Source organism: Bradyrhizobium sp. USDA 4353, from assembly GCF_054063215.1.
In genome coordinates this window covers 2759900-2784356 of record NZ_JBSSGB010000001.1, presented here as the reverse complement: position 1 = coordinate 2784356, position 24457 = coordinate 2759900, and the positions used below count along the sequence as shown (strand labels likewise).

At 66.1% G+C, this 24457-nt stretch carries 21 protein-coding genes and 2 pseudogenes; 11 read left to right on the top strand and 12 right to left on the bottom strand.

Annotated features, from left to right (window positions below; all coding sequences use genetic code 11):
- Positions 1 to 27: 27 nt before the first annotated feature.
- Together ACVILH_RS12480 and ACVILH_RS12475 are read right to left on the bottom strand one after the other, a co-directional pair.
- Positions 28 to 450, bottom strand: a pseudogene (locus ACVILH_RS12480) (phasin); the annotation flags it as partial.
- A 230-nt stretch (positions 451 to 680) separates the two neighbouring features.
- Complete coding sequence (locus ACVILH_RS12475; protein WP_456713144.1) at positions 681 to 1061, bottom strand: phasin; 381 nt, start codon at positions 1059 to 1061, stop codon at positions 681 to 683.
- A gap of 314 nt (positions 1062 to 1375) precedes the next feature.
- Here ACVILH_RS12475 and ACVILH_RS12470 point away from each other — a divergent pair, with 314 nt between their 5' ends.
- Positions 1376 to 4840 carry a PAS domain S-box protein gene (locus tag ACVILH_RS12470; RefSeq protein ID WP_456716960.1) on the top strand — a complete coding sequence of 1155 codons (3465 nt, stop codon included), beginning with the start codon at positions 1376 to 1378 and terminating at the stop codon, positions 4838 to 4840.
- On the opposite strand, the gene ACVILH_RS12465 is transcribed toward ACVILH_RS12470, so the two are convergent.
- Positions 4825 to 6042, bottom strand: a complete 1218-nt coding sequence (locus ACVILH_RS12465) for an NnrS family protein (protein ID WP_456713143.1) — start codon at positions 6040 to 6042, stop codon at positions 4825 to 4827. The two genes, ACVILH_RS12470 and ACVILH_RS12465, sit on opposite strands and share 16 nt — an antisense overlap.
- A gap of 159 nt (positions 6043 to 6201) precedes the next feature.
- Between ACVILH_RS12465 and ACVILH_RS12460 the strand changes: the two genes are divergently transcribed.
- Positions 6202 to 6918: a Crp/Fnr family transcriptional regulator gene (locus ACVILH_RS12460; protein ID WP_456713142.1), complete on the top strand. Its 717-nt coding sequence runs from the start codon at positions 6202 to 6204 to the stop codon at positions 6916 to 6918.
- Here the strand turns inward: ACVILH_RS12460 and ACVILH_RS12455 are convergent, their stop codons facing one another.
- Together ACVILH_RS12455 and hemN are read right to left on the bottom strand one after the other, a co-directional pair.
- Positions 6919 to 7110, bottom strand: coding sequence for a DUF1858 domain-containing protein (locus ACVILH_RS12455; RefSeq protein WP_456713141.1), 192 nt, complete (start codon positions 7108 to 7110; stop codon positions 6919 to 6921).
- A gap of 81 nt (positions 7111 to 7191) precedes the next feature.
- Positions 7192 to 8545 (bottom strand): annotated as a pseudogene (gene hemN, locus ACVILH_RS12450) (oxygen-independent coproporphyrinogen III oxidase).
- 196 nt (positions 8546 to 8741) lie between these two features.
- Between hemN and ACVILH_RS12445 the strand changes: the two are divergent.
- The 3 genes from ACVILH_RS12445 to ACVILH_RS12435 all read left to right on the top strand — a co-directional run bounded on the left by ACVILH_RS12445 (position 8742) and on the right by ACVILH_RS12435 (position 11361).
- Positions 8742 to 8951: a hypothetical protein gene (locus tag ACVILH_RS12445; RefSeq protein WP_456713140.1), complete on the top strand. Its 210-nt coding sequence runs from the start codon at positions 8742 to 8744 to the stop codon at positions 8949 to 8951.
- Positions 8952 to 9305: 354 nt separating this feature from the next.
- Complete coding sequence (gene nirK, locus ACVILH_RS12440) at positions 9306 to 10400, top strand: copper-containing nitrite reductase (protein ID WP_456713139.1); 1095 nt, start codon at positions 9306 to 9308, stop codon at positions 10398 to 10400.
- A gap of 82 nt (positions 10401 to 10482) precedes the next feature.
- Positions 10483 to 11361, top strand: coding sequence for an SUMF1/EgtB/PvdO family nonheme iron enzyme (locus ACVILH_RS12435; protein ID WP_456713138.1), 879 nt, complete (start codon positions 10483 to 10485; stop codon positions 11359 to 11361).
- 77 nt (positions 11362 to 11438) lie between these two features.
- On the opposite strand, the gene ACVILH_RS12430 is transcribed toward ACVILH_RS12435, so the two are convergent.
- Entirely contained in the window at positions 11439 to 12179 is a 741-nt protein-coding gene (locus ACVILH_RS12430; RefSeq protein ID WP_456713137.1) for a hypothetical protein, read from the bottom strand.
- 324 nt (positions 12180 to 12503) lie between these two features.
- On the bottom strand, positions 12504 to 13064 hold the full coding sequence (locus ACVILH_RS12425) for a hypothetical protein (RefSeq protein WP_456713136.1): 561 nt from the start codon (positions 13062 to 13064) through the stop codon (positions 12504 to 12506).
- A gap of 34 nt (positions 13065 to 13098) precedes the next feature.
- Here ACVILH_RS12425 and ACVILH_RS12420 point away from each other — a divergent pair, with 34 nt between their 5' ends.
- On the top strand, positions 13099 to 13248 hold the full coding sequence (locus tag ACVILH_RS12420) for a hypothetical protein (protein ID WP_456713135.1): 150 nt from the start codon (positions 13099 to 13101) through the stop codon (positions 13246 to 13248).
- Positions 13249 to 13252: 4 nt separating this feature from the next.
- Here ACVILH_RS12420 and ACVILH_RS12415 read toward each other — a convergent pair whose 3' ends face one another.
- Both ACVILH_RS12415 and ACVILH_RS12410 read right to left on the bottom strand, forming a co-directional pair.
- Entirely contained in the window at positions 13253 to 13903 is a 651-nt protein-coding gene (locus ACVILH_RS12415; protein ID WP_434861163.1) for a CoA transferase subunit B, read from the bottom strand.
- A complete protein-coding gene (locus ACVILH_RS12410; RefSeq protein ID WP_456713134.1) occupies positions 13903 to 14631 on the bottom strand; it encodes a CoA transferase subunit A in 729 nt (242 codons plus the stop codon). Before ACVILH_RS12410 ends, ACVILH_RS12415 begins: the two co-directional genes overlap by 1 nt.
- A gap of 310 nt (positions 14632 to 14941) precedes the next feature.
- On the opposite strand from ACVILH_RS12410, the gene ACVILH_RS12405 reads away from it, so the two are divergent.
- The 5 genes from ACVILH_RS12405 (at position 14942) to ACVILH_RS12385 (ending at position 21253) form a co-directional block, all read left to right on the top strand.
- Entirely contained in the window at positions 14942 to 16888 is a 1947-nt protein-coding gene (locus ACVILH_RS12405; protein ID WP_456713133.1) for an AsmA family protein, read from the top strand.
- Between the two features lie 153 nt (positions 16889 to 17041).
- Entirely contained in the window at positions 17042 to 18421 is a 1380-nt protein-coding gene (locus tag ACVILH_RS12400; protein ID WP_456713132.1) for an ABC transporter substrate-binding protein, read from the top strand.
- 111 nt (positions 18422 to 18532) lie between these two features.
- On the top strand, positions 18533 to 19405 hold the full coding sequence (locus ACVILH_RS12395) for a carbohydrate ABC transporter permease (protein ID WP_456713131.1): 873 nt from the start codon (positions 18533 to 18535) through the stop codon (positions 19403 to 19405).
- On the top strand, positions 19405 to 20256 hold the full coding sequence (locus tag ACVILH_RS12390) for a carbohydrate ABC transporter permease (RefSeq protein ID WP_009030131.1): 852 nt from the start codon (positions 19405 to 19407) through the stop codon (positions 20254 to 20256). The genes ACVILH_RS12395 and ACVILH_RS12390 overlap by 1 nt, the downstream gene beginning before the upstream one ends.
- A gap of 7 nt (positions 20257 to 20263) precedes the next feature.
- Complete coding sequence (locus tag ACVILH_RS12385) at positions 20264 to 21253, top strand: alpha/beta hydrolase family protein (RefSeq protein WP_456713130.1); 990 nt, start codon at positions 20264 to 20266, stop codon at positions 21251 to 21253.
- Between the two features lie 22 nt (positions 21254 to 21275).
- On the opposite strand, the gene ACVILH_RS12380 is transcribed toward ACVILH_RS12385, so the two are convergent.
- The 3 genes from ACVILH_RS12380 to ACVILH_RS12370 form a co-directional block, all read right to left on the bottom strand.
- Positions 21276 to 22088, bottom strand: coding sequence for an ABC transporter permease (locus ACVILH_RS12380; protein ID WP_456713129.1), 813 nt, complete (start codon positions 22086 to 22088; stop codon positions 21276 to 21278).
- Positions 22089 to 22349: 261 nt separating this feature from the next.
- Positions 22350 to 23264 (bottom strand): ABC transporter permease, encoded by a 915-nt coding sequence (locus ACVILH_RS12375; protein WP_456713128.1) that lies wholly within the window; start codon positions 23262 to 23264, stop codon positions 22350 to 22352.
- Positions 23261 to 24433, bottom strand: coding sequence for an ABC transporter ATP-binding protein (locus tag ACVILH_RS12370; RefSeq protein WP_456713127.1), 1173 nt, complete (start codon positions 24431 to 24433; stop codon positions 23261 to 23263). Before ACVILH_RS12370 ends, ACVILH_RS12375 begins: the two co-directional genes overlap by 4 nt.
- Positions 24434 to 24457: the final 24 nt, after the last annotated feature.

The window sequence follows — 24457 nt, the reverse complement described above, 5'->3', positions numbered from 1 at the left end:
CAAGGGTTGGACTTTAGGCCGCCGCGGCTTGAACAGCTTGGTGGCGCTTTCCTTGATCGGCTCGACCGTCTCGATGGCAACCTTCTGGCCGAGCTCGCCGAGCTCCTTGGCCTGGGCGGTGAACGCCTCGAACTGCTTGCGGGCGAAGCCGGCCCACAGCTCCAGCGCTTCCGACGGCGACTTCACGCCGAACAGCTCCTGGGCGAAGTCGAGCGAGGCGGTGGTGTTGGCCTTGGTGAACTCCATCACCTTGGACGAATAGGCGCCGGCACCCTTGCTGGCGTTGGCGAAGAACGCCTCGATGGCCGAATTGTGGGTCTCGGCCGCGTCCTTGAACTTGGCGTAGTTCTCGCGGGCCTGCGACACGCCTTTCTCGGCGAGCGCGCGCACCTGCTCGGGCACCTCGAACGGGATGATCGATGCAGAGAAAGGATCGGTGGCATTGGTCATGGCATGCATCCTTGGGAACATTTAAGGCTGAATCGTCCCGGCAACGAGACGTCACTTTCGGATCACGCAGAGGAACCGCCCCTGGGAGGTAACAACCTCGCGTAGAGCTATATCGTGTCGAATTTGTGCAACGCAACGACTAATTCCGATATCTGGAACTCTTTGTCGCGGGGCGCCCACGAAGGGACGCGCCGCTCAATCCATGCGTGCACGACGAGATGCGCAGGCCTTCAAGCTTTGGGCTTGGCGGCGTCGACCGCGGCCTTGTGGATCGCCTGGCCCATCTCGGTCGCCTGCTCGGCCAGCGATCGCATCTGGCCCTGGATGTAGTCGGTGTGCAGCCGGAGCACCTCGGGCAGATCCTTGGCGTGCACCAGCGACTGGGCGTAGTCGAGCGAGGACTGCACGTTCTTCTCGGCATAGGACAGGACCTTGGCGCCGATGTCCTTGGCGCCGGCGCGCACCGTGGCGCCGCGCTCCTCGAGCGAGCCGGCGGTGGCTTCGGCGCCCGCCAGGAATTTCTCGAACGTCTGCCTGGCCTGGTCGAGGCCGGCCTCGGCCATGGCGCGCATGTCCTTCGGAATCTCGAATCGGCGTCCGTCGTCCGTCATCTGTCCCTCCTCCTGTTGCCCAAACCGGCCCGCGAGACGCGACCCGCATCGGGGTCGCGCCGGTCACCTTAGCCTGCCGGTCCCATCCGCATCGTGACGGCGTCGGGCGCTTTTGCAATGCAAAAGGCCGCGCGCGTCCGGGTTTGCAGCGCCGAGGACAGGCCGGGAACACATTAAGGTTATCCAAGCTTTAGCAGGACCTCGCGGTCGCCGGGCCGTGGACCTCTGCCCTCAAAACGCGCGATAGTAACGAATTCTTAACGCTGCCAGTTCCGGCCACCGATGAAAGTCAGAAGAGTCGTTCGTCTTTGCCCATGACTCACGCCGATCCCAACGCCGATCTCGAATTGCAGGTCCTGAGCGATCCCCGGCTGGCGGTCCACGCAGCAGGCAGCCTGCCGGCGTGGCTGTGGTCGGCCGATGGCAGCCGCGTGCTGTGGTCGAATGCAATGGGGGCGCGGGTCTTCGGCGCGAGCCATGGCGCGGCGCTGAGCGCCAGGACGTTCGGACCGGCCGATCAGCATCGCCGCCAGGTCGCGCAATTGGCGCGACGGTTGCCGGAGACCGGCGCGCTGCGGCTCGAACGTATCCGCGGTTTCGGCGCGCCTCTCGGCACGCTCGCGACCTGCGGCTGCGCCAGGCTCGATCTGGCGGACGGCACCCGGGCCGTGCTGATCAGCAGCACCGACAGCACCGGGCGCAGCGTTCCGCTGGCCGAGCGTCTGAAGCGGCTGGTGGACAACAGCACGCATGCGCTGATCGCGTTCACCCAGGACGGCCAGTTCGCCGGCATCAGCGCGGCCGGGCGGCAGTTGTTCGGCATGCACGACCTGAGCGATCCGCAATTTGCCGCAGCCCGACACGCGGCGCTGGCCGATGGTCTCGCCGAGGTGACGCTCGGCGCGGAGCGCGCTTTGCTGTGCCGTGTCGGCAGCGGCAGTCAGACCGGGCTGGTCGCGATGCCCGTCCCGATCAGGCCTGACGAGATCGACGCGCCGAGCCCGGCGCTCCCACAAGATGCAGAGCTCGCTCCCGATGCCTCCCCGGCATCACCGCCCCCGGTGGACATCGCCGGTGCGGATGCGGCCGAGCCTCCGCCTGCTCCTTCGATGGACGACATGACCGAACGCCACACCGACTATGAAGCTCCCGCTTTGTCGAACGAAGCGCCGGCTGAATTCCTCCTGATCGACGAGCCCGCCGAGGCGGAGCGGTTCGAGCCGCAGCCGCTGGTGTCGCGGACCACGGCCGACCTGCATCCCTCCGCATTCGCGCCATCGCAGGCTGCGGCCAGCGAGGACCGCGCGACCGAGGCCGCCACGCCGCCGATGCCGCAGGCCGACGATAACGCCAGCGCCGTTTCGGATGAGGCGTCGACGCGCGCGCGCCGCCATCCGCTGCGCTTCTCCTGGGAGATGGATGCTGAGGGGCGGTTCTCGGTCGGCTCCGATGAGTTCGTTCGCCTGATCGGCGCACGGAGCGCAGCCCTGCTCGGCCAGCCCTGGCACGACATCAGCGAGAGACTTGGACTTGATCCGGATGGTCTTGTCAGCGCCGCCATCGAATCGCGGCAGACCTGGAGCAACCTCGTCGTGACGTGGCCGACCGACGACAGCGGCGAGCGCCTTGCCGTCGAGCTCTCGGGGCTGCCGGTCCTCACCCGGGAGCAGACCTATTCCGGCTATCGTGGCTTCGGCGTCTGCCGGGATCTCGACACCCTGAACCGGCTGGAGGCGCTGCGGCCGGGCACGGCCGAGGCGTCGCAGGACGGCGGGACCGATCCTGCTGCGGCTGATGTTGCACCTGCAGAGCTTGCGCAATCCGACCATGGGCCGGCCGCAGATGTGCCGCCACGGCGGGACAACATCACGCTGTCAGCCCGGGATGCTTCCATCGCGACGGACGCGTCCCACATGGATGGTGTCGGCCTGGAGGCGGCCGGAAACGTCGTGCCGTTCCGCGCCCTCGGCGAGAGCAAGCTTCCGGCGCTGACGCCGGTGGAGAACAATGCGTTTCATGAACTTGCGCGCCAGCTGTCGGCCCGGCTCGAAGGTGAGGTCCGCAACACGGACCTTCCCGGCCCAGCGCACGAGATGGCGCCGCGCGTGAGTGATCCCTTTGGACCAACTCAGCACGACGAGATGTCGGCCAAGGCCGACGCGACGAGCGAGCACGGCGGCGGGCTGCAGACGGAGTGGCTGACGCCCGAGGCGCCGCCGGCCCAGGGGGACAGCCAGCGCGACCGCATCCTGCTCGACCTGCTGCCGACGGGCATGCTGATCTACCGGCTCGACCGGCTGCTCTATGCCAACCCCGCCTTCTTCAAGCAGATGGGCTATGCCGACCTGCCGGCGCTCGAGCAGGCCGGCGGCCTCGATGCGCTCTATGTCGAGCCGGGCGGCTCGGGATCCTCCAACAGATCCGAAACCGGCACGCCGGTGACGATCTCGGCGGCCGACGGCTCCTCCAGCGAGGAGATCAAGGCCGAGGCGCGCCTGTTCACGATCACCTGGGACGGCGACACCGCGCACGCGCTGATCTTCGCGCCGACCTCCGGCCCTGCCGCGGCGCTGCCGCCAACGACGGAAGCCGCACCGGCGCCTCCACCCGCAGCACAAGCCGCGCTCGTGGTGCCGCCGCCTCCGGCCGCCGGTCACGCCGAGGCCGAGGATCTCGCTGCCATCCTCGACGTCACCGCCGAGGGCATCCTGATGTTCGATGCCGGCGGCAACATTCACGCCTGCAATCGCAGCGCGGAGGCGTTGTTCGGCTATGACGGCACTGAGCTGGTTCGGCGCAACCTGATCGAGCTGTTCGCGCCCGAGAGCGCCCGGCTCGTGCTCGACTATCTCGATTGCGTGCAGCAGGCCGGTGCGTCGGGCGTGCGCGACCAGGGCCACGAGGTGCTCGGCAAGGTCGCCCAGGGCGGCGCCATCCCGCTGTCGATGACGATCGGCCGCACCAGGCCGGAGGGTCCGAATTTCTTCGCGGTGTTCCGCGATCTGTCGCAGCTCCGCCGCGGCGAGAACGAATTGCTGCAGGCCCGGCGCGTCGCCGACCGCGCGGCCAATGCCAAGGCCGACATGCTGGCGCGGATCAGCCACGAGGTGCGCGCGCCGCTGAATGCGATCATCGGCTTTGCCGAGGTGATGATCGGCGAGCGCTTCGGCACGCTCGGCAACACGCGCTACGCCGAATACATGAAGGACATCCGCGCCTCCGGCGAGCGCGTGGTGTCGCTGATCGACGACCTGCTGGAATTGTCGCGCATCGAGACCGGCAAGCTCGAGCTCGCCTTCACCAGCCAGAACCTCAATGAGCTGGTCGAGAGCTGCGTCGCGGTGATGCAGCCGCAGGCGAACCGGGCGCGCATCATCATCCGCACCTCGCTGTCGCAGGTGCTGCCGCCCGTCGTCGCCGATGCGAGGGCGCTGCGGCAGATCGCCATGAACCTGATCTCGGCCTCGATCTCGCTCGCCAATGCCGGCGGCCAGGTGATCGTCTCGACCGCCCTGTCCGATTTCGGCGAGGTGCTGCTGCGCGTGCGCGACACCGGCCATGGGCTGAACGATCAGGCGGTGGCCGCGGCGCTCGAGCCGTTCCGCGCGAGTGCGGGAGCCGAGCTGAGCTCCGAGGGCGCGGGCCTCAGCCTGTCGCTGACCAAGGCCCTGGTCGAAGCCAACCGCGCGCAATTCCACGTCAAGGCGGCGCCGAAATCCGGCACGCTGATGGAGGTGGTGTTCTCGCGCGCGGTGGCGCGCAATCAGAGCACGGGCTGAGCCGATCCCGCGGAGCGGATCGCCAGCGCACGCAGCTTGAGGCCGAGCAGCAGCGGACCGAACGCCAGCGCGAAGCCGGCAAAGGCGATGACCCAGGCCAACGCCGCGACGTGCAGCAGCGCGCCCGCATGCGCCGGCGCCAGCACGGCGCAGACCCGCGTCACCACAGCGATGATGATGCCGAGATAGATCGCCTGCGTCGCGACCGAGGCCGTGAGCGCCTGACCGGTGTGGCCGAGGGTGGCGCGCGTCATCACCGCGACCGTCATGATCCCGGCAGCCCCGACCATCCAGGCGTGCAGGCCAGCGCTCGGCAGCACCCATCCGACGCTCGCCGCGGCATTGAGCAGGAAGCCGAGCGGCACGAAGGCGTAGCCTATGTGAAGGATCACCAGCAGCCGCTCGCGCAGCGTCCGGTCGCCGGCCCAGCGCGCGAGCCTGACTGCATGCAGCACGCCCGCGACGACGAGCGCAGCGCCAATGGCTGCGCTGTCCGGCGCCACGATCCAGCCGAGCAGGCTCAGCGCGCTGAGCAGCACGACGATCATGTCGAAACGGCCGAACGGCGCCGGCAGCCGGCCGGGATTGTGCTTCACCAGCCAGTTGCGCGTGAAGCTCGGCGTGATGCGGCCCCCGATCAAGGCCAGCAGCAGCACGATCACGGCGACGCCGATGCGGATCGCGTAGTCGGCCGCGCCGTGCAGATGCGCCTCGACATGGAAGGCGACCTTACCGGCGAGCAGGACGCCGACCGCGGCGACCACCGGCAGGTTTCGCCAATTCCGGCCCGCAATGATCTCGCGCGCCGCGGCGAGGACGACTAGCAGCAGGAAGCTCGCATCGATCAGCAGCGCGGCCCACCAGGGGCCGAAAGCGGACAATGTCACCGCGAGACGTCCGGCCAGCCAGACCACGACGAGCGCGAGCAGCGGCAGGCCGCGGATTGGCAGCCGCCCCGTCCAGTTCGGGATCGCCGTGAACAGGAAGCCGGTGACGATCGCCGGCAAATAGCCGTAGAGCATCTCATGGACGTGCCAGTCGCGCGGCGCAAATGCCGAGCCCAGCTTCAGCTTGCCATAATAGGCCGGAAGCCAGACCACGATCGCGAGCGCGGCCTGGATCGCGCCGAGCAGGAAGAACGGACGGAAGCCGTTGGCGAGAACGGTCCAGCCTTGATAGTTGCGCGGAATGGCCATGGGCATGCTCGCTCGATATCGATGGGAACCGCGCCGATCGGGGCGCCTCCCCCGATGTAGTTGCGCATGGCTCGCGACGGATTGCGCCAGCACAAACTTCCGGCCGATCGCGAAATCGTGTTATGGAGCGGCGCAAATTTCGCCGTGCCCCGCCCGGAGAACATCATGGCTTCCATCGACCGCTCGCTGGTCGCGCATCTGCCGCTGTTTGCGGGGCTCTCGACCGACGACCTCACCGAGGTGCTGCGGGAGGCCCGCTCCACGCGTGTTCCGCGCAACGGCGCGGTGTTCGAGCAGGGCGCCGATGCGACCTCGTTCTTCCTGCTGCTGCACGGCCATGTCCGCGCCACCAAGACGACGCCGACCGGCGATCAGATCGTGGTGCGCTACGTCGTGCCCGGCGACACGTTCGGCGTCGCGCCGGCGATCGGCCTGCAGCATTATCCGGCGACGGCGACCGCGGTCGACGACAGCATCGTGCTGGCCTGGCCATCGGCCGCCTGGCCGCGCCTCGTCGCAAAGTTCCCGTCGCTGGCTGCGAATACGCTGCAAACGGTCGGCCAGCGGCTGCAGGAAACCCATGCCCGCGTCATCGAGATGTCGACGCAGCAGGTCGAGCAGCGCATCGCGCATGCGCTGCTGCGGCTCGCCAACCAGGCCGGCCGCAAGCTCGATCGCGGCGTGCAGATCGACTTTCCGATCAGCCGGCAGGACATCGCGCAGATGACCGGCACGACGCTGCACACGGTGAGCCGGATCCTGTCCGGCTGGGAGCAGCAGGGCCTGGTCGAAAGCGGTCGGCAGAAGATCGTGCTGCGGGAGCCGCACAAGATCGTGCTGCTGGCCGAACAGAGCTCCGACGCCTCGGCATCGCGCTCCTGATCAGGTGCCGGCGCAGAGCGCGGACAGGAACGCGTCGGGATCGACACCATGCTCGCGGCAGGCATCCGCGACGCTGTGGAAACAGGCGATCGGGCAGCCGACACAGCGCATCTTAAACGCAATGAAGACGCGGATCGTCTCCGGCTTGCGCCGCATGACGTCGTCGACCAGTTCGTCAAAGGTGATAGGCATGCGCGCCTCCATTCGAACGTGAATGGTAACCGGCGCGGCCTGCCTCGTCTTTGTCGCGGCACAAGCAGTGCGGCAGGCTCGCTACACGGCGCGGCTGTGCAATTGCTTCGACGCATCGAGATGCGCATCGAAGGCCGCGGCCACGCTGCGCACCAGGAACCGGGAATGCTCGGTCACCGCCAGCGCGCTGCCGTTGAGCTCGACCACGCCGTCGGAGATCAGCGATTGCAGCCGCGGCGCCGATTGCAGCATCGCATCGGTTGCCGTGCCATGCCGCGTGCAGATCGCGTCGAGATCGACGCCATAGTCGCACATGATGCGCTCGATGATGTCGGCCCGCAGCCGGTCGTCATCGGTCAGGCCATAGCCCTTCACCGTGGCGAGGCCGCCGGAGGCGATCTTCTCCTCATAGGCGCGCACCTGCGGCGCGTTCTGGACGTAGCCTTGCGGCAATTGGCCGATGGCCGAGGCGCCGAAGCCGAGCAGCAGGTCGTTGGCGTCGGTGGTGTAGCCCTGGAAATTCCGATGCAGCCGGCCTTCGCGGAAGGCAATCGTCATCGCATCGGTCGGCAAGGCGAAATGGTCGAGACCGATCTGGACATAGCCGGACTCCTTCAACGTATCGCTGATCGCACACGCCTGATCATAGCGCTCCAGGCTGTCGGGCAGCGACGAATCCGGGATCTTGCGCTGATGCGTCTTGAATGACGGCACATGCGCATAGCCGAACACGGACAGCCTGTCGGGGCGCAGCTCGACGGCACGCTGCACCGTGTCCAGACAGGAGGCGACGGTCTGGTACGGCAGGCCGTAGATCAGGTCGAAATTGACTCCGGCCACGCCGGCCCGGCGCAGCCCTGTCGTCGCCGCGGCGGTCTGCTCGAAGCTCTGCACCCGGTTGATCGCCTTCTGCACCACCGGATCGAAGCTCTGCACGCCGAGGCTCGCGCGGTTGACGCCGCTCGTCCCCAGCGCAGTGATCATCGCCGGCGTCAGCGTGCGCGGATCGATCTCGATCGCGACCTCGGCGGTCGGCAGCACCGAGAAGGAATGGCGCAGCGAGCCGACGAGATCGACGAAGGATTCCGGCGCCATGATCGTCGGCGTGCCGCCGCCGAAATGAATGTGCCCGACCGGCAGCCGACGGCCGATCTGGCGCGCGACCATGTCGATCTCGCAGCGCAGCGCGGACTCATAGACGGCGATCGGCTCGTCGCGCTTGGCGACCATGGTGTTGCAGCCGCAATACCAGCACATCGCGCGGCAGAACGGCACATGCAGGTACAGCGATGCCGTGGCATCGGCCGGGATCGCGCGCAGCCACTCGGCGTAGGTCGAGGGACCGACTGCGGCCGAGAAATGCGGCGCCGTCGGATAGCTTGTGTAGCGCGGGAGGCGCTCCTGGCCGTAGCATGCCGGCGAGATCTGGTCTCATGTCCTGTCCACCTGAGTTGAGGCGTGTTTGACACAAGGCAATGGAGACGGCCTTGAGCTTCCTCAAGGACGCAGCCGCAGATGCCCCGTCGGATGACCAGTAAAATCCCGGCTTTCGCCCTCGACATTGCGCTTGGTCAAAGTGGCCGCCTGTTTTGGCGGGGATCATCCGCGTGCCCCCGATTCGAGGAAAAGCAATGGAAGCTCTCGACCTGCTCATCCGCCTGTTCGCCGTCCTCACCGAAATCCGCGGCCATATTCCTCAATCGGACGGGTTCGAATCCTTTCGCGACGACTCAGCGCCGTCAGGCCTGCTCGGCAACCTCGCGATGTTCATGACGACGCTGTTCTGCGTCGCAGCCGCCGTGGCGTTCGTCGTCCTGCTGGCGGTGCGCTGGCTGAGCTGACCACCCCATCAGTCAGCCACCCGGGCTTTGGCCCGGCGCGACGCTCTCATTTCGAGGCGGGGTCTGTTGCGGGCGAGGCTATTTTCATTCCGAGCGCCCCAAAGTTGAACGCTGAATCCGGTTGCCGCGCCGGGCCGGCCTGATCCTCGCTTTCATCATCATCTCCGAACTGAGATGTGGCTCGCCGATGCAACTCATTGGCAGGCACGTAGGGGTTTGCGGGCGCAAGCCTGCGCGTCAGCGCACCGAGCGGCTTCGCAAACGCAAGATTGCTTGTTGCAGCACAAACAAGTTCGGTTCCAACAGGCGCATGCTGTTTGCGGCACACAACAGATCCAAACGAAGGAGCGATCCATGTTGACCCGCCGCACCGCCCTGCTCAGTGCAGCCATCGCCGCGATGATGCTTGCGGCTCCCGCTGTGGCCGAAGACCTCAAGCTGCCGCGCCAGAAGGTCGATCTCGTTGCCCCGCCGTTCGTGCATGTGCATGAGCAGGCGACCAAGCAGGGGCCGAAGATCATGGAGTTCAAGCTCGTGGTCCAGGAGAAGAAGATGGTGATCGACGAGAAGGGCACCACCTTCCAGGCCATGACGTTCAACGGCTCGATGCCGGGCCCGCTGATGGTCGTGCATGAGGGCGACTATGTCGAGCTGACCTTGGTCAATCCGGCGACCAACACCATGCCGCACAACATCGACTTCCATTCGGCGACCGGTGCGCTCGGCGGCGGCGCGCTGACCCTGATCAATCCGGGCGAGCAGGTGGTGCTGCGCTGGAAGGCGACGCGGACCGGCGTGTTCGTCTATCATTGCGCGCCGGGCGGACCGATGATCCCCTGGCACGTCGTCTCCGGCATGAACGGCGCCGTGATGGTGCTGCCGCGCGATGGTCTCAATGACGGCCATGGCCATACGTTGCGCTATGACCGCGTCTACTACATCGGCGAGCAGGACCTCTATGTGCCGCGCGACGAGAAGGGCAATTTCAAGTCCTACGACTCGCCCGGCGAAGCCTATAGCGACACCGAGGAGGTCATGAAGAAGCTGACGCCGACCCACGTCGTGTTCAACGGCAAGGCCGGCGCGCTCACCGGCAAGAATGCACTCACCGCCAATGTCGGCGAGAACGTGCTGATCGTGCATTCGCAGGCCAATCGCGACAGCCGCCCGCATTTGATCGGCGGCCATGGCGACTATGTCTGGGAGACCGGAAAATTCTCCAATCCGCCGGAGACCGGGCTCGAGACCTGGTTCATCCGCGGCGGCTCAGCGGGGGCGGCGATGTACAAGTTCTTGCAGCCAGGCATCTACGCTTACGTCACCCACAACCTGATCGAGGCGGCCGATCTCGGAGCCACCGCGCATTTCAAGGTCGAGGGCAAGTGGAACGACGACCTGATGACGCAGGTGAAGGCTCCGGCGGAGATTCCGACCGGCTCGACCAACTAATCAGCGCTCGTCATTCAGGACGCTCATCACTCAAGACCCTGGGGGCCGGTATCCCGGCCCCCACCATCTCCGATGTGCTGCCATGCTTATCGCCTTCAAGATCAAGCTCGCCCTCGCCTGCATCGTCGGCGTCGCCGGCCCGACTGCCCTGGCCCCGCTCATTGCGGGCCTGCAAGCTCCCGCCGGCTTCGACGGCCCGGCGCTGACCGAGATCGCGCCCGGCACGCTCCGCTACCGTGACTCCGGCGATCATCTGCGCGACGGACGGTCGGCCGAGGCCCCCCTCACCACGATCCGCTTCGATCGTCCGCTTGCGATCATGACCCACCAAGTCAGCGCAGCGGACTATCAAGCCTGCGTCGACGCCCGTGCGTGCCGCGCGCTCGATCGCGACGTCGCCATCGCCATCGACCGTCCGGCCGTGCAGGTCAGTTGGCTCGACGCCCTCGCTTATGCCGAATGGCTCTCGCTCAAGACCGGACACATTTATCGCCTGCCGACCGATGCCGAGTGGGCCCATGCTGCCGGCAGCCGCTTCAAGGACGACGGCGTCGCAGTCGATGATTCCGACCCCTCGCGGCGCTGGATCGCCCGCTATGAGCGGGAAGCCGCGCTGCCCGATGATCCGAAGCCACGGAGCTTCGGCAGCTTCGGCCTCAATGAGCATGGCGTCGCCGATCTCGCCGGCAATGTCTGGGAATGGACCTCGACCTGCTTCAGTCGCAAGCTGCAGGATCATGCCGGCCACGTCATCAAGACAATGAACAATTGCGGCGTGCGGCTCGCCGAGGGCGCACACCGGGCCTATGTGACCGATTTCATCCGTGACGCGCGCGCCGGCGGCTGCGCCTCTGGAACACCACCAACCAATCTGGGCTTCCGCCTCGTGCGCGAGCAACCCGCGTGGAGCCAGCGCATCGCGCAGCGGCTCAACCGCTTGATGCGCGCTGTCCGCGCCTGAACGCGGGGATCAGCAAGCTCGATCACCGGCGGGCGGCGCCGCCACCACCGGTGTTCCAGCACTGGCACAAATGACAGTCACCTAAAATCAACTTTCGGTTGCGACGATCGAGCTACAAACGTTACACAATTGCATGAAAGACGCGGTGAGCGGACCAGGAGGCGAGCGTGGTTTCTCGACATCCGCCGGTCTTCTTCACGTCCGACCTGCATGGGTACGGCATCGGCAATACCAGCTGGTTCGACGACAACTCGCCGCGCGCGCTGGCCGGACGCTGCCTGGTCGACGCGCTGGAATATCTGCTGAAGACGCCGAAATTCCCCGCCAAGGACTGGCACGTGGTGAATGCCGATGCGGCGCGCATCGTCCATCAATGCCTGACCGACCCGGCCCTGGCGCGCCGTGACATTCTCGATCGGGTCGCACAGCACATCGAGGAGATCTGCGCGCGGATCGTCGCCAGCCGGCAATACCGCATTCCGTTCTATGGCGATGATTTCTGGGACTGGGCCAGCGTCGTCGACGCGTTCTGCGAAGTGGAGAGCGTCTCCGACACCGCGGCACGGGTTGCAAAGCGCGAGCTGGATCAGTTTCGCCGAACGGTGCACATCCGCATGCCGAGCGGGCTTGCGGTCGGAGATCCCGACCAGGAGTGGTTCGGTCCGGCTGTCGCGACACGCGCGCATCATCTGCTGGATACGCGCGCGGCCGGCTTCGATCCTGACCTGCGCCACGAGCTGCAGGCCCAGGCCCTCGAACGGATCGATCGCGGCCGGTATCGCGGCCGGCAGGTGACGCCGTGGCAGCTCAGCTGGCACTATGGCCAGGTCGTCGGCGAGTTTCAGCGCGCTGCCAGCGAGCAGGCAGCCGAGCTTGCCGATTTCGCCTGGCTGGCCGTGCCGCTCGAGCCCAGCAAGCGCGCAATGGTTCTCGCACGCATCCTGCAGGGCGCTGCCGCGATCAAGGACCGGCGGACGGTGCTGCAGACGCTGGAAGAGCTCTATCGTTGCGAGACGCCCGGCCGTCCGCTCAGCCAGGGTGTGATCGGTGCCAGCATCGAGGCCTCGCTCGACGTGCTCGAGGCGCTATGGCCGCAGCTCGACGAGCGCGACAAGGCCAGCATCAATGCGATGCTCGACGCGCTACGCTTCCTCCACGCCAAGGCCCACACGATCGGCTTTGTCGTCGGCACGCCTGATGACATCGAAGGCCTGATCCAGGCGATGGGACCGGGCACGCTGATCGAGCAGCGCAACGCCACCCGCGCGATCATCCGTCACGCCTGCTTCCATGCGGTGATCTGCCTCGGGCGATCCATGACCGAGGTGGCCAGCGCAACAGCCGTCGCGATCGAGGAGCACGGCGCCCGCTGGGTCATCATGCCGGGACGCGCGCGAGCCCTCGGACCGGCCTTGGCGCAGGCCACTCATGGCGCCCGCTTCGTCGGCGCCGGCCCGGGCGATCTCGTGATTGCGACGTCGGTCGCGCCGTTCCGGATCGAGATCAAGCTGCGGGATGCGCTGAGCATCGCCGAGCCGCCGGTTCGGCACGAAGGCAGCATGATCCTCCCGGCCGACCCGGAGCTTTGCCGCCTTGCGCATGAGGCCGCGACGACGATGCTCGACGAGATCGGCGTGTTCTTCGAGGGAATGACGGTGACGCGCAAACGGGAGCGGCAGCGATGCCGATATCTCGGCGGCCATCCCGGGTGCCCTCGCCACCGACGACACTGCCTATGTGACGGGGCTGATCTGCCTCAGCCACGACATCCCCTGCCTCGTGCTCCACAGCCTGGAGCTGCCGCCGCAGGCTGCCACGAGCGCGCGCACCAATGCGGCGTGCCGGCTCGCGGTCAAGGTTGCAGAGATGCTCTGCCGCCGCTGGTAGCGCCTCAGGTGTTCTTCAGCGCGACGCGGAATTCGGCCTCGGTCTTGGCCTTGACCTCGTCGAGCGTGACGCCGTCGGCGAGCTCGATCAGCGCCATGCCGTCATTGCCGTGCTTGTCGATCGTGAACACCGCGAGATCGGTGACCACCATGTCGACAACGCGCTCGCCGGTCAGCGGCAAGGTGCACTGCTTGAGCAGCTTCGGGCCGTCCTTGGCGCTGTGCTCCATGACCACGACGACGCGCTTGACGCCGGCGACGAGATCCATCGCGCCGCCCATGCCCTTCACCATCTTGCCCGGGATCATCCAGTTGGCGAGATCACCGTTCTGGGCGACCTGCATGGCGCCGAGGATCGAGAGATCGATATGGCCGCCGCGGACCATCGCGAAGGAATCCGCCGAGGAGAAGTAGCTCGTGATCGGCAGCTCGGTGACGGTCTGCTTGCCGGCGTTGATGAGGTCGGGATCCTCCTCGCCCTCGAACGGGAACGGACCCATGCCGAGCATGCCGTTCTCGCTCTGCAAGGCCACGTCGACGCCCGGCGGGATGTAGTTCGAAACCAGCGTCGGGATGCCGATGCCGAGATTGACGTAGTAGCCGTCCCGCAGCTCCTTGGCGGCGCGCGCCGCCATCTGCTCTCGCGTCCAGGCCATCAGACTTCCTCCCCCGCTGCAGCGGCGGCTTCACGTTTACGGACGGTGCGCTGCTCGATGCGCTTGAGCGCGGTGCCGACCTGGATGATGCGCTTCACGAAGATGCCCGGCGTATGGATGTGGTCGGGATCGATCTGGCCGGCCGGCAGGAGATGCTCGACCTCCGCGATCGTCACCTTGGCCGCCGTGGCCATCATCGGATTGAAGTTGCGCGCCGTCTTCCGGTAGACGAGGTTGCCGGCAGTATCGCCCTTCCAGGCGTGCACGATCGCGATGTCGGCGAACAGGCCGCGCTCCATCAGATATTTCTCGCCGTCGAACTCGCGCACTTCCTTGCCCTCGGCGACCAGCGTGCCGACGCCGGTCTTGGTGAAGAAGGCCGGAATGCCGGCGCCGCCGGCGCGGATGCGCTCGGCCAGGGTGCCCTGCGGGCAGAATTCCAGCTCCAGCTCGCCGGCCAGATATTGCTGTGCGAACAGCTTATTCTCGCCGACATAGGACGAGATCATCTTCTTGATCTGCCGCGTCTCCAGCAATCGGCTGAGGCCGATGCCATCAACGCCGGCATTGTTGGAGATGACGGTGAGGTTCTTCACCCCGGAATCACGAATGGCATCGGACAGCGTTTCGGCGATGCCGCAAAGGCCAAACCCACCGGACATGATGGTCATGCCGTCCTTGAGGAGGCCGGCAAGGGCGGATTTGGCGTCCGGATAGACCTTGTTCATACGGGAATGACCTGATGCAAAGCGAGGACGGCGCGGATATCGACCGGATTATTAGGCGAAATCTTCGCAATGCGTCAATGATGCCTTCCCAACGGGCATGTCCTGCATTAGCAGTCGCAGCGGCGCGCGGCCCCGGAATGATCCGGGGGCTGCGATTCGTGGCCTCCGCCCTAATCCAGCCACACCAACGGCGCGGCCTTGAAAGCGTCAAGAAAACGCATCAAGTTGTTGATGTTGGCAAGGGTTTTCGGCGCGCCCTGCCCATCCTCTCTCACCAGCGATCCGACGTAACCAGGACATGTCCGTGACCATGGCCCAAGCAATGAGGCGCCTCGGCACACCGATTGCGGTGCTGCTCGGCATTGCCTTCGTGGGCCTGCTCGCGAGCTCCTGGCTGGTCAATCGTGAGGCACTGCGGCAGGCCGTGGAGACTCAGATCCGCGCCGTGACCGGGCTCGAGCTCGTCGTCAAAGGCCATATCGACGTCTCCTTGTTCCCCGGCAGCTACGTCTCGTTCCACGATGTCGGCCTGAAGGGCAGCGGCGCCGATGACCCCGCGCTGCGCGTCGACGTGCTGACCGCCAATCTGCAATTGCTGCCGCTGCTGTTGCAGCGCTTCGAGATCGCCGACGTGATGATGCTGCGACCGCAGATCAACGTCACCCGCGAGGCTGACGGCAACAGCAATTGGACGCCCTTCATCGAGACCATCGCGCGCACGATGCGGCCGGGTCCCGACAGCCAGATGTCGTTCTCGGAGATCCGCATCCAGGACGGCATCCTGGTCTACGAGGATTCGAGCCATCATGCCTCCGAGCGGCTCGACGACATCGACCTGTCGCTGGCCTGGCCCTCGATCTCGCGCTCCTTCGCGGCGACCGGGCAATTCGACTGGCGCAGCCAGCGCATCGAGGGCTCGATCAGCGTCAGCGACTTCCTCGCGGCGTTGTCCGGTGACCGCTCCGGCCTGAAGATGCGCCTCGCGAGCCCGCCGCTGAAGGTCGCCTTCGACGGCACGGTCGCCAACCGCACCAGCGCGCTGATGGAGGGCACGCTCACGGTCGACAGCCCCTCGCTGCGCGACGCGCTGCGCTGGACCGGACAGACGCCGCTCGGCGGCGGCGGCTTCGGCAGGTTCGCGCTGCGGGCGCGGGCCAATGTGGTCGGCGCCTCGATCGCGCTCACCAATGTCAATGTCGAGCTCGACGGCAATACGGCCGAGGGCGTGATGACCTACGCCAACAACGGCCGGCAAGCGCTGCAGGCGACGCTTGCGGCCGATGCGCTCGACTTCACGCCGTATATCTCGACCTTCCGGCTGCTCGCCAATGGCGCGCGCGACTGGAACCGGCAGCTGTTCGATCTCAAGGCGCTGTCGACCACCGACCTCGACATGCGGCTATCGGCCGCAAAGGTCACCGTGGGGTCCTCCAAAATCGGACGCACGGCGTTCGGCGCCAATCTGCGCAACGGCGTGCTCGCGCTGTCGGTGGGCGAAGCGCAGATGTATGGCGGCATCGTGCGCGGCTCGTTCGGCATTGCGCGGGCCGACACGGTCGCCGACGTGAAGGCCGAGCTGCAATTCAACGATGTCGACCTGCAGGCCTGCGCCAACGAGATGTTCGGCGTGTCCTCATTGTCCGGGCGCGGCAATCTCAACGTCTCGCTGACGGCGTCCGGCTCGAGCCCGTTCGGGCTTGCGCAATCGCTCGACGGCAGCGCCACTTTGCAAGGCCGCGACGGCGCGATCTCCGGCTTCAATGTCGAGCAGCTTTTGAAGCGGCTGGAGCGCAGTCCGCTGTCGCGTGGCGGCAATTTCCGCACGGGATCGACGCCTTATGACTCGCTGACGGTCGCGGTGAAGTTCGCCGACGGCGTCGCCACTGCGGACGACATCCGGGTCGAGAGCCCGACCGCGCGGATCACCATGACCGGCACCGCGTCGGTGCCGAGCCGCGAATATGATTTCAAGGGCGTCGCGAGCCTGCTGTCGGCAGGCAATGGCGGCAACGGCTTCGAGCTGCCGTTCGTGGTGCAGGGCCCCTGGGAAGATCCGCTGATCTTCCCCGATCCGGAAAGCCTGATCCGCCGCGCCCCGGCAGCGGCGCCGCTGCTCGATGCCGTGAAGGATCGCAAGACCCGCGACGCGGTGCGCTCGGTGCTGGAGCGCTTCACCGGCGGGCTGCGTCCTGCTCAGCAGGACAACGCGCCTCCGGCCGATGCGCCGACGAGCGAGAGTCCCACAAAACAGAACTGATCGCAGCTCTTTCTCTCGCGCGCGTTAAGCGTGATCCGCCGCGCGCCGCGCCTCGACCTATGTCTGATATATTACTTCTGGATCGCGTCCGCCCCGTGAGCTAGTCTCCGCCCACAACCGATCATGCAAGATCGGCGGATCAGGGAGAGACACGTGAAATCCAGGGGAATGGGTGCGCTTTCAATCGCAGTAGCCGCCGGGCTTTTTTGCGCTGCAGCACCAGCCGTCGCTCAGGACACCATCACCATCTGGTGGAGCAAGGGCTTCTACAAGTCCGAGGACGATGCGCTGCTCAATGTCGTCAAGAAATTCGAAGCCAAGACCGGCATCAAGGTCGAGCTGTCGCAATATGCGATCCAGGACATGATCCCGAAGACGGTCGCCGCGCTCGATTCCGGCACCGTGCCCGACGTCGCCTATGCCGACACCTACGACGTCCAGGCCCAGGGCAAATGGGCCTATGAAGGCAAGCTCGAGGATCTCAGCGACATCCTGGAGCCGATGAAATCGGCCTTCGCCCCGAATACGATCGAGACGGCCTATCTCTTCAACAACGTCGCCAAGAAGAAGGCCTATTACGGCTTCCCGCTGAAGCAGCAGAGCATGCATGTCGAGATCTGGGGCGACATGCTGGAGAAGGCCGGCTTCAAGCAGGCCGACATCCCGACCAAGTGGGAGGACTATTGGACGTTCTGGTGCGACAAGGTGCAGCCGGCGATCCGCAAGGCCACCGGTCAGCGCATCTATGGCGTCGGTCAGCCGATGGGCGTGGAGTCCACCGACTCCTTCCAGTCGTTCTACACCTTCATGGACGCCTACAACGTCAAGCTGGTGGACGACGACGGCAAGCTGCTGGTCGACGATCCCAAGGTCCGCGAGGGCCTGGTCAAGGCGCTGAAGGACTATACCGACACCTACATCAAGGGCTGCACGCCGCCGTCGTCGACGACCTGGAAGGATCCCGACAACAACGTCGCCTTCCACAACAAGACCATCGTGATGACCCACAACTTCACGATCTCGATCGCGGCGAAGTGGTTCGAGGACTCCACCAACCAGTCGCTGACGCCCGAGCAGCGCGCCGCCGGCAAGAAGGCCTATGAGGAGGACATCATCACCGCGTCCTTCCCCAACAAGCCCGATGGCACGCCGATCAAGTATCGCTCGGACGTCAAGACCGGCCTCGTCTTCTCGAACGCGAAGAACAAGGCGCAGGCCAAGGAGTTCATCAAGTTCCTGATGCAGGAGGAGAACCTCGGCCCCTACGTCGAGGGCGCGCTGGGCCGCTGGTTCCCGGTGACGACGGCCGGCCAGAGGAGCCCGTTCTGGCAGGCCGACCGCCATCGCAAGGCCGTCTACACCCAGTTCACCGGCGGCACCTCGCCGTTCGACTTCACCAAGAACTACAAGTTCACGATTCTCAACAACGAGAACGTCTGGGCGAAAGCGATGAACCGCGTGGTCAGCGAGAAGGTGCCGGTCGAGAAGGCCGTCGACGAGCTGATCGCACGCCTGAAGGAGGTCGCCGGCTAGTCTCTCGCCTCGCGATGCACTAGCCTGACGTCCTGACAACAAAGACTGCCGGCCGCAGCCCATGCGGCCGGTTTGGTTATCGGCAGGAAGAGACGACCAGAAGAGACCATCATGGCGATCACGCTCTCAGCTTCCGATTCCGCGCTCGCGGAGGCGCCGCGGCCGGCGCGGCTGACGCCGCCGCAGGTGTGGGGCATCGTCATGCTCGCGCCCTATCTGCTCGTGTTCCTCGCTTTCGTCGTCTATCCCGTGGGCTACGGCCTGTGGCTGGCGCGCGATCCCGCAAGCTACGTCGCGCTGGTCAACGACCCGATCTTCGCGCGCGCCGCCGTCAATACGCTGATCTTCCTGCTGGTCGGCATCAATCTGAAGATGCTGATCGCGCTGTTTCTGTCCGGGTTCTTCATCCAGCAGCGCGGCTGGATCAAATGGCTGTCGGTCATCTTCATCCTGCCCTGGGCGGTGCCCTCGATTCCGACCATCCTGTCGGTGCGCTTCATGCTCAATCCAGAATGGGGCATGGTCAACCACCTCATCTTCAGCCTGACCGGCGACGACGGCCCGAACTGGCTCAACGACCCGACGATCGCGCTCGGCATGGCGATCGGCATGCACATCTGGAAGTCGCTGCCGTTCTGGACCCTGATCCTGATGACCGGCCGGCTCGCGATCTCGCAGGACCTGTTCGAGGCCGCCGAGGTCGACGGCGCCACCTGGATGCAGAAGTTCCGCTACATCACCTGGCCGTCGATGCAGACGCTCTACATCACCTGCACCTTGCTCTCGATGATCTGGACGCTCGGCGACTTCAACAGCGTCTATCTCTTGACCGGCGGCGGCCCGGCCGATCTGACGCATGTGCTGTCGACGCTCGGCATCCGCTATCTCCGGCTCGATCAGCTCAGCCTCGCGATGGCCTCGATCGTCTGCGCGATGCCGCTGGTGCTCCCCCTGGTCTATTTCATGATGAAGCGGTTGTCGTGATGAAGCTCCCTACCTTACGCGAAGTCGGCACCGAGGCCCGGCTGCTGCTGATCGGCATTCCCGTCTTCATCTGGACGATGATCCCGATCTACCACATGTTCCTGTTCGCGATCTCGCCCAAGGAGGACGCGTTCTCGGGCAAGCTGTGGCCGGATCATCCGACCCTGCATAATTTCTCGATCGTGTTCCACCAGCAGCATTACTTCCTGCGCGACTTCTGGATCCAGTTCGGCAACTCCGTGATCATTGCGGTCGCCGTGGGCGCGCTGACCCTGATCATCGCGACCTGCGCGGCCTACGCGATCTCGCGCCTGCGCGTGCCCGGTAGCCGCGTGGTGATGAACCTCGCGCTGTTCACCTATTTCATACCCGCGGCGTTCCTCGCGGTGCCGATGTATCGCACCATGGGTAAATACGGCCTGCTCAACAACGACTGGTCGCTGATTCTGGCGATGGTCACCATCGCCTCGCCCTACGCGATCTGGGTCTTGAAGCAGGCCTCCGACAAGCTGCCCGTCGAGCTGGACGAAGCCGCCGTGATGGACGGCGCGAGTCCGTTGCAGATCTTCCGCCTCGTCTATGTGCCGCTGATGATGCCGTCGCTGGTCGCGATCGGAACCTATGCGGTGCTGCTGGCCTGGAACGAGTATCTCTACGCGTTCCTGCTGCTGTCGAACGACAAGGCGATCACGCTTCCCGTCGCGCTCGGCAACTTCCTCGCCGCCGACGACTCGCCGTGGGAGCTGTTGATGACCACCGGCTTCATCTACGCGCTGCCGCCGGCCGCGGTGTACTACGCCTTCAAGCGCTACATGGTCGGCGGTCTCACCGCGGGCGCCGTGAAGTCGTGACGGCGTGATGGGCGTCGGGTTTCGCCAGGGTCGCTTCACGGACGCCTCGCGGCCGAACTGGGACGGCGACGGGCCGCGACCGATCGATTGGTTCGCCTGGTACCCGGCCGCGGACAGCGCCGTCGAAACCGCGCTTCCGGTGGCGCCGTGGCCGCAAGGATGGTTCAAGGCGGGGCCTGCGGGTCTAAATGCGCCGCTGGTCGGTGATGCGCCGTATCCGCTCGTCGTCTACTCGCACGGCACCGGCTGCAACGGCCTGCAGTTCGAATGGCTGGCCCGCGAGCTGGCTGCCCGCGGCTTCATCGCCGTCGCCCTCAATCACCACGGCAACAGCAATGCCGAGCCATATAGGGCCGAGGCCTTTCTGTGCTCATGGGAGCGGCCACGCGACATCTCGTTGCTGATCGACCACCTCGTCGCTGATCCGGACTTCGCAGGCCGTATCGATCCGGATCGCATCTTCGCCGTCGGCTACTCGCTCGGCGGCGTCACCGCCACCGCCCTGCTCGGCGCCATCATGATCCGCTCGCCGTTCGCGCCCGGCGCCAATCTCGGCCGCGGTCCGCGCGAGTTTCCCGACCTCGTCGATCATCTGCCGCGGCTGATGGAGACGAGCCAGATCTTCCGCAACTCCTGGGGGCGGATGTCGGAGTCGTATCACGATCCCCGCATCAAGGCGGCGCTGCTGCTCGCGCCCGGCCGCTCGGTGCAGGGCTTCTCGGAGGACAGCGTTGCCGCGATCACCGTGCCGACGCGCATCATGGTCGGCGGCGCCGATGCGCTGCTGCCCTCGGCGCGCTGGCTGCAGGAGCGGTTGCCTCACAGCAGGTTCGATGTCGTCGCCGATGACGCGGGGCACTATGTGTTCTTGCCGGAGAGCACCGAACTGGGCCGCAACGCCGATCCCGCCAGTTGCGTCGATCCGCCGTCAGTCGATCGCGGCGCGGTCCATCGCGCGGTCCTGGCGGCTGCGTTGCAGCTGTTCGCTGCCGAGTGACGCTGCACGACAACAACAATCGTTAGAGCGGAGCTGCACTCTCGCCCCGGTCGCTCGACAGCTTCGACGCGAGGGACGCGATCACGATGACCACCGCGATGAGCCCGATCACCAAGGTGCAGATCGCGTTGATCTCCGGCTTCACACCCAGCCGCACCTCGGAATAGATCCGGATCGGCAAAGTCGCCGAGCCGGGTCCGGTGGTGAAGCTCGCGATCACGAGGTCGTCGAGGGACAGCGTGAAGGCGAGCATCCAGCCGGCGACCACCGCCGGCGCGATCAGCGGCAGGGTGACCATCGCGAAGGCGCGGAACGGATCGCAGCCGAGGTCCATCGCTGCTTCCTCCAGGCTGCGGTCGAGCGAGACCAGGCGCGACTGTACGACGACCGCGACGAAGCACATCGTCAGCGTGGTGTGGGCGATGGTGACCGTCCAGAAGCCGCGCTCGGCCTCCAGCGCCACGAACAGGAGCAGCAGCGACAGGCCGGTGATGACCTCGGGCATGACCAGGGGCGCATAGAGCATGCCGGAGAACAGCATGCGGCCGCGAAACCCCTGGCCGCGTGACAACGCCACGGCGGCGAGCGTGCCGAGCACCGTCGCGACGGTTGCCGACGTTGCGCCGACGCGCAGGCTCATCCAGGCGGCGTCGATCATGGCGCCGTCATTGAAGAACTCGTGGTACCAGCGCAGCGACCAGCCGCCCCACACCGTCACCAGCCGCGAGGCGTTGAACGAGTAGATCACCAGGATCAGGATCGGCAGATACAGGAAGGCGAGCCCGAGCGAGAGCGAGGCGACGTTGAAGCGGGACAGGCGGGAGGGATTAGACATGCGGGATGAACTCCCGCGAAGCAGACCTCAGCCTGCAGAACGTTTCGAAGCAGCTTCGGCTGAGGACCACCCTCCCCTGGAGGGGGAGGGTCGATCGCACGCGAAGCGGGCGAGCGGGGTGGGGTGATCTATCCGCGCGCACCGGTGCCAGCGGAGGGATCACCCCACCCCGCCTCTCATTCCGCTTCGCTGCATGTGAGGCGACCCTCCCCCTCCAGGGGAGGGTGGGCAGCGGAGCAAGCGTCAAGAGCGAGCTTGCCATCACCGGCTCTCCTCCAACTGCCGACGCTGCAGCCGATCGTACAGCAGCAGCGGGAGCAGCAGGACGGCCAGCAGCACGACGGCGATGCTGGAGGCGACCGGCCAGTCCTTGTTGGTGAAGAACTCCAGCCACAGGGTCTGGCCGATCATCAGCGACTTCGAGCCGGCGAGCAGGTCGGGAATAACGAACTCGCCGACGATCGGGATGAAGCACAACAGGCTGCCTGCGCCGACACCGGGCAGCGACAGCGGGAACGTCACCAGCCAGAAGGTCTCGCGCGGCGTCGCGCCGAGATCGGCGGCGGCCTCCTCCAGCGCCGGCTCCAGCTTCGTCAAGGTCGCGAACAGCGGCAGGATCATGAACGGCAGATAGGAATAGACGATGCCGACATACATGGCGGCGTCGGTCGACAGCCACACGACAGGCGCGGACACAATGTGCAGCGCGAGCAGGACCTGGTTCAACAGGCCGTCATGCTGGAGGATGTTGACCCAGGCATAGATGCGGATCAGGAACGAGGTCCAGAACGGCACGATCACCAGCATCATCGCGATGCCCTGCCAGCGCCGCGGCAGCCGCGCCATGCCATAGGCGATGGGATAGCCGATCAGCAGCAGGATCGCCGTCGACGTCAGCGCGACGACGACGCTGCGCAGATAGGATGCGAGATACAGATCGTCCGACAGCAGCAGGCGGAAATTGTCCAGCGACAGCGCCGCAAAGGCCTCGCGAAGCGAGGATAATCCATCGGCCAGCGAGAACACAGGCGTATAGGGCGGCTGCGCGATCGCGGTCTGCGACAGGCTGATCTTGAGGACGAAGGCGAACGGCACCAGGAAGAACAGCACCATCCAGACATAGGGCGCGATCGCGGCGAAGCGCGCCGGACGTGAGAAGATGCGGCGCGCGCTCATCGCTCCAGCACCACGCAATCATCAGGGGTGAACCAGGCGACGACGCGCTGGTTCAGGCCATAGCCGTCGGCATCGAGCCGCGCGGTGTTGGCCTGCGCGGCGTGCAGCACCGCGCCGCCATCGAGCTTGATCTTGTAGACCGTCTTGCCGCCGAGATAGCTGGCATCGCTGATGACGCCCTCGACGCAATTGATCCCCGCCGCATCGCCTGCGGGCCGACGAAGCGCGAGACGGATTTTCTCAGGGCGGATCGCCACCGCGACCTTGCTCTCGCTGGTGGGAGCCACCGGCTGCGCCGCGACCAGTTCGCCCGCCGTCGAGGTCGCGACCCGGAGCCGCAGCGGCTCCCGCGTGGTCACCTCGCCCTCGAACAGATTGATGTCGCCGACGAACTCCGCGACCCAGCGCGAGGCCGGCTCCTCGTAGAGGCGCCGCGGCGCCGCGACCTGCTCGAGCTTGCCGGCATTCATCACCCCGATCCGGGTGGCCACCGTCATCGCCTCTTCCTGGTCGTGGGTGACGATGATGAAGGTCATGCCGAGCCGGCGCTGCAACTCCATCAGCTCGAGCTGCGTGCTCTCGCGGAGCTTCTTGTCGAGGGCGGCCATCGGCTCGTCGAGCAGCAACACCTGCGGGCGCCGTGCCAGCGAGCGCGCCAGCGCCACGCGCTGCCTTTGGCCGCCGGAGAGCTGATCGGGCTTGCGCTTCTCCAGCCCTTCGAGCCGGACCAGCGCCACCATCTCGGCCACCCGCGTGGCAATCTCCCCGCGCGGCATGCCGGCGCGCTTGAGGCCGAAGGCGATGTTGTCGCGGACGTTGAGATGCGGGAACAGCGCGTAGTTCTGAAACATCATGTTGATCGGGCGCTCATGCGGCAGCACTTGCGCGATGTCCTCGCCCGACAGCAGGATGCGGCCCTCGTCCGGCGTCTCGAAGCCGGCCAGCATGCGCAAGAGCGTGGTCTTGCCGCAGCCGCTCGGGCCGAGCAGCGCGAAGAACTCGCCGGCGCGGATATCCAGCGAGACGCCGTCGACGGCGCGGAAGCTGCCGAAGGTCTTCACGACATTCTCGATCCGCAGGATCGGCGGCTGGGGATCAGGACGCGGGTCCGGCGGAGGCGATGCCGCCGGCTCGGCGGCAGGCTCTGAAGTCGCGATGTCGTCAGCCATGATCCGGTCAAATCACCCTGCCGG

Excerpts from the sequence above, each read along its gene's own strand:
- ACVILH_RS12475 (WP_456713144.1), bottom strand. The coding sequence starts at position 1,061 with ATGACGGACGACGGACGCCGATTCGAGATTCCGAAGGACATGCGCGCC.
- ACVILH_RS12470 (WP_456716960.1), top strand. The coding sequence starts at position 1,376 with ATGACTCACGCCGATCCCAACGCCGATCTCGAATTGCAGGTCCTGAGC.
- ACVILH_RS12465 (WP_456713143.1), bottom strand. The coding sequence starts at position 6,042 with ATGCCCATGGCCATTCCGCGCAACTATCAAGGCTGGACCGTTCTCGCC.
- ACVILH_RS12460 (WP_456713142.1), top strand. The coding sequence starts at position 6,202 with ATGGCTTCCATCGACCGCTCGCTGGTCGCGCATCTGCCGCTGTTTGCG.
- ACVILH_RS12455 (WP_456713141.1), bottom strand. The coding sequence starts at position 7,110 with ATGCCTATCACCTTTGACGAACTGGTCGACGACGTCATGCGGCGCAAG.
- ACVILH_RS12445 (WP_456713140.1), top strand. The coding sequence starts at position 8,742 with ATGGAAGCTCTCGACCTGCTCATCCGCCTGTTCGCCGTCCTCACCGAA.
- nirK (WP_456713139.1), top strand. The coding sequence starts at position 9,306 with ATGTTGACCCGCCGCACCGCCCTGCTCAGTGCAGCCATCGCCGCGATG.
- ACVILH_RS12435 (WP_456713138.1), top strand. The coding sequence starts at position 10,483 with ATGCTTATCGCCTTCAAGATCAAGCTCGCCCTCGCCTGCATCGTCGGC.
- ACVILH_RS12425 (WP_456713136.1), bottom strand. The coding sequence starts at position 13,064 with ATGGCCGCCGAGATATCGGCATCGCTGCCGCTCCCGTTTGCGCGTCAC.
- ACVILH_RS12415 (WP_434861163.1), bottom strand. The coding sequence starts at position 13,903 with ATGGCCTGGACGCGAGAGCAGATGGCGGCGCGCGCCGCCAAGGAGCTG.
- ACVILH_RS12410 (WP_456713134.1), bottom strand. The coding sequence starts at position 14,631 with ATGAACAAGGTCTATCCGGACGCCAAATCCGCCCTTGCCGGCCTCCTC.
- ACVILH_RS12405 (WP_456713133.1), top strand. The coding sequence starts at position 14,942 with ATGGCCCAAGCAATGAGGCGCCTCGGCACACCGATTGCGGTGCTGCTC.
- ACVILH_RS12395 (WP_456713131.1), top strand. The coding sequence starts at position 18,533 with ATGGCGATCACGCTCTCAGCTTCCGATTCCGCGCTCGCGGAGGCGCCG.
- ACVILH_RS12390 (WP_009030131.1), top strand. The coding sequence starts at position 19,405 with ATGAAGCTCCCTACCTTACGCGAAGTCGGCACCGAGGCCCGGCTGCTG.
- ACVILH_RS12385 (WP_456713130.1), top strand. The coding sequence starts at position 20,264 with ATGGGCGTCGGGTTTCGCCAGGGTCGCTTCACGGACGCCTCGCGGCCG.
- ACVILH_RS12380 (WP_456713129.1), bottom strand. The coding sequence starts at position 22,088 with ATGTCTAATCCCTCCCGCCTGTCCCGCTTCAACGTCGCCTCGCTCTCG.
- ACVILH_RS12375 (WP_456713128.1), bottom strand. The coding sequence starts at position 23,264 with ATGAGCGCGCGCCGCATCTTCTCACGTCCGGCGCGCTTCGCCGCGATC.
- ACVILH_RS12370 (WP_456713127.1), bottom strand. The coding sequence starts at position 24,433 with ATGGCTGACGACATCGCGACTTCAGAGCCTGCCGCCGAGCCGGCGGCA.